6 protein-coding genes are annotated in these 7,109 nt (G+C 69.3%); 2 read left to right on the top strand and 4 right to left on the bottom strand.

What is annotated here, in order from left to right; all coding sequences use genetic code 11:
- Positions 1-63: 63 nt before the first annotated feature.
- Positions 64-870, bottom strand: a complete 807-nt coding sequence (locus ACRWK8_RS18040) for a peptidoglycan recognition protein family protein (protein WP_431871687.1) — start codon at positions 868-870, stop codon at positions 64-66.
- A 207-nt stretch (positions 871-1,077) separates the two neighbouring features.
- Entirely contained in the window at positions 1,078-1,446 is a 369-nt protein-coding gene (locus ACRWK8_RS18035; protein WP_431871685.1) for a DUF3817 domain-containing protein, read from the bottom strand.
- 448 nt (positions 1,447-1,894) lie between these two features.
- On the opposite strand from ACRWK8_RS18035, the gene ACRWK8_RS18030 reads away from it, so the two are divergent.
- Together ACRWK8_RS18030 and ACRWK8_RS18025 are read left to right on the top strand one after the other, a co-directional pair.
- Positions 1,895-2,287, top strand: coding sequence for a GNAT family N-acetyltransferase (locus tag ACRWK8_RS18030; RefSeq protein ID WP_378739989.1), 393 nt, complete (start codon positions 1,895-1,897; stop codon positions 2,285-2,287).
- Positions 2,288-2,652: 365 nt separating this feature from the next.
- Positions 2,653-3,993 (top strand): HNH endonuclease signature motif containing protein, encoded by a 1,341-nt coding sequence (locus tag ACRWK8_RS18025; protein WP_378739991.1) that lies wholly within the window; start codon positions 2,653-2,655, stop codon positions 3,991-3,993.
- A 525-nt stretch (positions 3,994-4,518) separates the two neighbouring features.
- Here the strand turns inward: ACRWK8_RS18025 and ACRWK8_RS18020 are convergent.
- On the bottom strand, positions 4,519-5,388 hold the full coding sequence (locus ACRWK8_RS18020; RefSeq protein WP_431871682.1) for an aminoglycoside phosphotransferase family protein: 870 nt from the start codon (positions 5,386-5,388) through the stop codon (positions 4,519-4,521).
- A gap of 54 nt (positions 5,389-5,442) precedes the next feature.
- Positions 5,443-6,909 (bottom strand): MDR family MFS transporter, encoded by a 1,467-nt coding sequence (locus ACRWK8_RS18015; RefSeq protein WP_378739995.1) that lies wholly within the window; start codon positions 6,907-6,909, stop codon positions 5,443-5,445.
- Positions 6,910-7,109: the final 200 nt, after the last annotated feature.

The raw sequence follows: 7,109 nt of genomic DNA, 5'->3' as shown, positions 1-7,109 counted from the left end.
CCCCCCCCCCCTCGCTGACCGCTCCTGAGTGACGCCGAACGGGGAGACGTCCTCGCGGCTCGGTCAGCGGGTGAAGTCGTCCGCGCCGCGCCCGGGACCGTGGTCGAACTCGCGCGAGGGCTCGTCCGCGGGCACCGGCGGGTAGGTGGGGCGGTCCTGGACGGGCACCGTGCGCGTGCCGATCTCCAGGCCCCGGGACAGCATCACTCCCGTGACCGCGTTGCGCAGGTCGGGGAGCATCGCGTACAGCACGTCACCGGGGCACGCGGTCGCGTTGAAGTCCCGGTGCCCGAGGATCGCCTCCTGCGGGTTGAGGCCGTAGGCGCCGCACAGCCAGGCCAGGGTGGCCACCAGGGAGTCGGTCAGGGCTTGGGTGGGGCCCTCGTCCATGTAGGTGCCCTCGTTCTCGATACCGACGCACGTGCTGTTGTTGTTGGCCACGTGCGCGCCCACACAGTGCTGACCCTCGCGCACGGCCGGGACGGCGCGGTCGCGACCCTCCATGATGTGGCCGCCGCGGCTGATGGTGAACTGCTGGCCCGCGTCGGACCAGCCGTTGCTGTCCATGTGGAAGTTCTGGATGGACCGGGACAGGGCCAGCGCGTGCGCCTCCGAGTGGTCGGCGCTGTTGGGGGTCGCGGTGTGGTGCACGACCACGAAGCTGGGCGGTTCGGCCAGGACCTGGATCGGGCTCGACGGGGGCCGGGCGCCCCAGTCGGCCCGGAAGTACATCGCCGGTTCGGCCGCGGCCGAGGAGGTGTCGGCGTGTGCGGTGGAGACGCCGAACGCGCCTCCGGCCAACGCCGCGCCGGAGGCGACGGCCACGCCTCGAAGGACCGCGCGCCGGTCGGGTCCGTGTCGCTGTGGCATGGGGGAAACCCTTCTGCGTGGGAGCCGGTTACTTGCCAGTTCACAACTGAACATGGACGGCTCGCCGTGCGCCAAGGGGGCACATCAGAGAAATCGCTGTCCGATTTCGGACAAAATGTAAACCCCTTACCCCTCTGTTCAGAAAGAGAACTCCGGGATAAGGGGTGAGCCTGGACGCTGGTGTGATTCGTGGGTCCCAGGAGGTGGTCAGGCGACCTTCGCGGGCTCCTCGGCGCCGGTCCCCCGCGCCCCGTCCGCGCGCTCGGCGGGACCGGTCAGTCGGCCGGTCCGGTGCAGCCACCAGTCGGCGGGAAGCGTGCCCAGGGGAGGGATGGACGCGGCCAGCGCGACCAGGGTCGGCCACACGCCCCAGTGCAGGCGGTACGCGGCGAACAGGGTCACCGCCACGTAGACCATGAACGCGCCGCCGTGCACGGGGCCGAAGATCTGCACGCCCAGTTCGCTGCCGTTGCCGAGGTACTTGACGTACATGCCGACGAGGAGTCCGGCCCAGGTGAAGGCCTCGAAGACGGCCACCACGCGGAAGGTTCGGGCGGTCAGGGTCGTGATGCTCAACGGGGTTCCTCGGGCTCGTCGCTGTGCGGGGAGGGTCCCGGGGTGCCCCGGGCCGCAACCAGGCTAGGTCACCCCTGGCGGAACCCGGTTTCGCCCCCCACCGTCGACGCCTCGGCTAGCCTTGTTCTTGCTCCGCAGGGCGCACCCGCTACGGGCCCGCGGGGCGATCAACGCGGAGAAGGGCGACCGGCTCGGGCTGACGAGGACACCGGAGATCACCTGGCTCCACCGGGGCGGGGCCGAGCCCGGCAGCACCGATCTGCTGTTTCGTGCCCCCTGGACCTCCCCGAGGGGGACGGCTTCGTCCACGCGGCGGGGGAGGCGGGCACCCTCAGGCCCGTCGGGGGCTCCTGAAGGAGCGCGGCCTCGTGCGCGACGAGCGACGGCTCCTGGCGTCGCGGCACCTCCCACCTCGACCGCCACGAGGACGACGAGTAAGGTCGAACCCGTGCGTATCCAGGTGCGTTGCCCCGTGGACGACGAACGGCTCTCCCACCTGCACGCCGAGGCGTTCGGGCAGGAGTTCTCCCTGATGCCCTGGTCCGCACGGCTCGAACGGCACAGCCGCTCCTGGGTCGGAGCCTTCGACGACGGGCTACTGGTGGGCTTCGTCCACGCGGTGTGGGACGGGGGAGCGCACGCCTTTCTCCTGGACACCGCCGTCGTTCCCGCCCACCAGCGTCGCGGAGTTGGTGGTCGCGTCGTCGGGGCGCTCATCAGTGACCTGCGAGAGTCGGGCATCGAGTGGCTGCACGTCGACTACGAACCCCATCTTGAGGGCTTCTACGAGGCCTGCGGTTTCCGTCGTACCCGCGCCGGGCTGCTCCGGCTCTCGAAGTGAGGGCGCTGGCTGGTTCTCTTCGTTGTAGTCAGCAGAGGAGAGAAGCTGGGTTCTCTCCCCTGGGATGAGGGCGGGGTGGTCAGCTGGGCCGCACTCGCCGGGCTCTGCGTCGATCGTCTTGCGTGTCGCGGCTGTTCAATGCCACGAACGAAATGCGGCGGCGAGGGAAACAGCACCCCAGGCCCGCGCTCATCGGGACCCGTGTCGCGGCCGGTCAATCACCCGAACGCACATTACATAACACACCCACGCGGATTTTGAGGGTTATCCACAGCCCCTTTTCTGGAAAAGAAACCTGGCATTCCAGGTCGCATTCTCCCTTCCCTTCCATTCCCCTCTCTCCAATTCACGCATACAATGGAAGCATGACTTTCTCTCCTTTGTGCGGCGCGGTCACGGCGGGACGCTCTCCCGCCGTGGTCGCGATGCGCCACGCGAGGGAAGAGCTCACCCGCACCCTGGCCGACACCCCTCCGGCCGGTGCGGTCGCTGGAGTGTTGGACGACATCTGTCACCTCTGGCAGGACATGGACCAGGCCAAACTCGCGATGCTGCTGCGCCTGGCCCAGATCCAGGCCACCGGCAACCTCCTCGAAGTCGGCGGACAGCGCACCCTGGCCGGATGGATCACCCAAGCCCTGGGCACCAATCCAGCCGAAGCTCGTTCCCTGGCCCGAGTGGCCGAGGCCCTGTTCAACGAACAGCTTCCCGAAACCCGTAAAGCCCTGGACGAGGGTGTGCTTTCCCTGGGGGAAGCGGCTGCGATCGCCAAGGTCGTGGAAGCGTCCACCGCCACCCGGAACACAACCGAGTTCCCCGATGCGGACGAATTCCGGGCGTTGATGGATGCCGGGCTCATGGCCGCCAAAGCCGACAACCCCGCCCTGTCCGCTGCCCAACTCACCCAACTCGGCAAGCGCGTCTCCATCCGACTTCACCCCGCCTTGGCGGAGGATGAGTACAAGAAGGCCTACGATGCCCGCCGCCTGGACGTGGTGCGTAGCTTCGAGGGTTCCTTCTACCTCCAGGCCTGGGGCCCCGAGGTGGACGCCGAACTGCTGGAGAAAGCGGTGGGGGCGTTCACCACACCCCACAATCCCGGGCACCCGGAGCAGTCCAGGGCCGAACGTTCCTACGACGCGTTCATGCGCATGGTCAGGTCCGCGCTGGGTCACCAGAACTGCACCAAGCCTCCGGGGCCGCTCGCGATGATCAACGTCACCGTGCCCTTGGACGTCTACACCGGCCGACGCACCAACCTCGCTCCTGGCCAGCCCACCGGTAACACGGGTGGCGCCTCGACGCAGGACGGGATGGTGCTGGCCATGGAAGCCGTGCACACCATGGCCCCGGGCAGTGTGCTGCGGCGAGTGATCACTGACCCCGCCACCGGCAAGCCCCTGGACGTGGGACGGGGGATGCGCAACGCTCCCGAGCAGATCCGCGCCGTCGCCCACCATGGGCGCACCACCTGCGCCTGGCCCCAGGGGTGCGACGTCCCGATCAGCGCTACTGAGGCCGATCACATCACCAGCTACTCCCGGGGCGGTCAAACCAGCGCCGGGAACATCCAGCCGCTGTGCTCGACCCACAACCGGCTCAAATGGCGCCGGGAGAACAACCCCCACCGAGCCACCTGGAAGGGCCGCCCGGCCCACCAGCCACCAGACCCGCCACCGAAACCAGAACCACCCCCACGCGAATGAAGGACCAAGGCCCTACTCCCGCACGCCCAGACCCCAGCACCAAGACACCCGTATGCCCTGCCCCCCTCTCGCTCCACCAGTCACACACCCACACCACAGAGAAGAAGGCCGACCATGAATCACCCTTCCCCACCGCCGCAGAAGCTCTCGCTGGCCCTGCCATCGCTGCCGCCGGAACGGGTCGGCCTCCATTCCCACCCACCCCGCGGAGACCACCTACCCAGTACCCAACCCGCCCTCGCCGCCGTAGTTCCGATGGCACGCGTGACCAGCCGCGACACGAATCCCGGCAGGCACAGGCGTGGAGGAACGCATCGCACTCGCATTAGGCTCACACGTGACAGCTACCGTAATGAGTGGTGCCGGATTTGTCTGTTTCTCGACAAGTTGGAAAAATGAGCACTTGCCGCCGGTAAGTTCGCAGGTCAAAAAGTCTGCTCCCCGCGCACGCGGGGATGGACCCGCCAGAGCAGGCCCTGACCCGAATACCTGAGCGCTGCTCTCCGCGCACGGATAGTGGATTGGTCAGGGGAATGGCGCAATTACTCGGGATAGGGCCTTCTCGCCTGCGGGTTTCCAGGTGGGTTTGCCGCCGGGGAGGCCCTGGTCCCCGGCGCGGCCGATCTGGATGAGGACGAGACTCCGGAGGAGGGCCCAGCCCCGGGCGCGGAGCACGGTGGCCTCGTCGGCGGGATACTCCGCGAAGAACGCGTCGGCCGAGCCGTCGGGGAGCAGGACCCACGCGGCGGCGAGGTCGGTGGCCGGGTCTCCCGCACAGAGCTCACCGAAGTCCAGGACCCCGGCGAGGTCCCCCTCCCTGCTGACGACGTTGGCCGGGTGCAGGTCCGCGTGCAGCCACACCGGGGGCAGGTGCCAGGCCGGTGCGTCCGCCACCGCCTGCCAGACCTCCAGAATCCCGTCCATGTGCGCGGGATCCGCGATCCCCCGCGCGTACTCCTCGAGGTCCTCGACGGCCTCGCGCGGGTGCCCCCCGCGCAAGGGGTTGAGCGGGACCTCCTCCGGGGCGGTCCGGTGGAGCTCGGTCAGGAACGCGGCCAGGGCCCGGGTCCCTCGGGTGACGGGGGCGAGGTCGGCCGGGTGTCCGCTCACCCAGGTGGTGACCGACCAGAGGTGCGGGAAGCGCGCGGAGGGGGCGCCGAGGCGCATCGGAACGGGCACGGGCAGCGGCAGGCGCGGGGCCAGGTCGGGCAACCACCGGTGTTCCGCGCGCAGGAGCTCGGGCGCGCGCGGCGAGCGGGGCATCCGGACCGCGAGGTCCTCTCCCAGGCGCCACATCCGGTTGTCCCAACCGCCCTCCACCTCGCGCAGGGCGAGCCCAGAGAGATCCGGGTGCTGCTCTTCGAGCAGGGTTCGCACGAGTGCCTTCTCGTCCACGGTGGACCTCCTCGGGACCACTGTAGGGGGCGGCTGCCGCCGCCCCCCCGGACATCAGTGGACGGGGACGGCCCCGGGCTCCACACCGGCCTCGGACCGGCGCACCAGGAAGGTCGCGAAGAACGCCAGGGTGGCGATGACCGCGCCCAGCATGAACGCCGTGTGGATCCCGCCCGCCTCGGCGACGACGGCGTCCGCCCCGTCGCCCAGCTGGCTGGCGGCGACGGCGGACATCACGGCGATGAACGTCGCGGTGCCCGCAGCGCCCGCCACCTGCTGCACGGTGCCCACCACGGCGCTGCCGTACGAGTACAGCGAGGGCCGCAGGGAGCCGAGCGCACCGGTGAGCAGCGGGGTGAACATGAGTCCGAGCCCGACGCTGAGCGCCATGTGCGCGGCGACGACGTAGCCGAGCGGGGTCTCCGTGCCGAAGAGGGTCATGCTCCACATCACCAGGGCGACCACGCCCGCGCCCGGGGTGACCAGGGGGCGCGGCCCGAAGCGGTCGTAGAGGCGACCCACGAACGGGGCCAGCAGACCCATCACCAGGCCGCCGGGCAGCAGGGTGAGACCGGTCGCGAGCGTGTCGTGGCCGAGCACGTTCTGCATGTAGAGCGGCAGCAGGATGATCGTGCCGAACAGCGCCATGAAGCTGACGAGGACCAGCGCGATGGAGATCGAGAACTGGCGGGACTGGAACACCCGCAGGTCGAGCAGGGCCCGCTCCTCCCTCTGGAGCCCGATCTGGCGCCACACGAACAGCACGAGCGCCACGGAGCCCACGAGGAGCGCCGCCCACGGCGGGACGGCCGCGTCGGCGTCGGCGGCCTTGCCCAGGCTGGAGAAGCCGTAGACCAGACCGCCGAAGGCGAACGCGGAGACGATCACCGAGAGCACGTCGATCCGGGCGGCGCGCGGCTCGGTGACGTTGCGGATGAAGGCCGCGCCCAGGCCGAGCGCGAGAAGGGCGATCGGCAGCACGAGACCGAACAGCCAGCGCCAGTCCAGCACGCTCAGGATGAGGCCGGACAGGGTCGGGCCGACGGCGGGGGCCACCGCCATGACGATGGAGATGTTGCCCATCACGCGTCCCCGGCGGTCGGACGGGACCGTGTTGAGGATGGTCGTCATGAGCAGGGGCATCATGATCGCGGTTCCGCTGGCCTGCACGATCCGGCCGAGCAGGAGGACCGTGAAGTTCGGTGCGAGGAAGCAGATCAGGGTGCCGAGGCTGAACAGGGTCATCGCGGCGATGAACACCTGCCGCAGGTGGAACCTCTGCAGCAGGAACCCGGTCACGGGGATGATCACGGCCATCACGAGCATGAAGGCCGAGGTCAGCCACTGCCCGGTGGAGACCGAGATGCCGAGGTCGCGGTTGAGCGCGGGCAGGGCCACGCCCATGATCGTCTCGTTGAGGATGACGACGAACGCCGAGACCAGGAGGAGCGGGATGACGAGTCGGGTCGCGCGCTGGTCCGCGACCTCGTCGGAGTGTGTCACGTCGGGTTGCCTGGTCACGTACTTCCTTGCGCGCTTGGGATGGCCTGGATCCGGGGGATGAGCGGGGGTGCGGGCTGTTCCGTCGAACGGTCAACCCCGCTGGTCACGGGAGTATTCCGGTGGAGAGGGGATATTCCGCCGCGAACGCCACTGTGGCTTCCAGGTTAGGCGACGGAACGTCCCGTCTCGCCCCATTTTTGCGCGCTGTGCAACCGCGG

This window comes from Nocardiopsis eucommiae, assembly GCF_965344335.1.
In the GTDB taxonomy this organism is placed as follows: domain Bacteria; phylum Actinomycetota; class Actinomycetes; order Streptosporangiales; family Streptosporangiaceae; genus Nocardiopsis; species Nocardiopsis eucommiae.
The sequence above is the reverse complement of the archived record's forward strand: the minus strand, read 5'-3'. Positions and strand labels throughout refer to the sequence as shown.

What these genes read in the sequence shown, in the direction of transcription:
- ACRWK8_RS18040 (WP_431871687.1), bottom strand. Translation starts at nt 870, where the DNA reads ATGCCACAGCGACACGGACCCGACCGGCGCGCGGTCCTTCGAGGCGTG.
- ACRWK8_RS18025 (WP_378739991.1), top strand. Translation starts at nt 2,653, where the DNA reads ATGACTTTCTCTCCTTTGTGCGGCGCGGTCACGGCGGGACGCTCTCCC.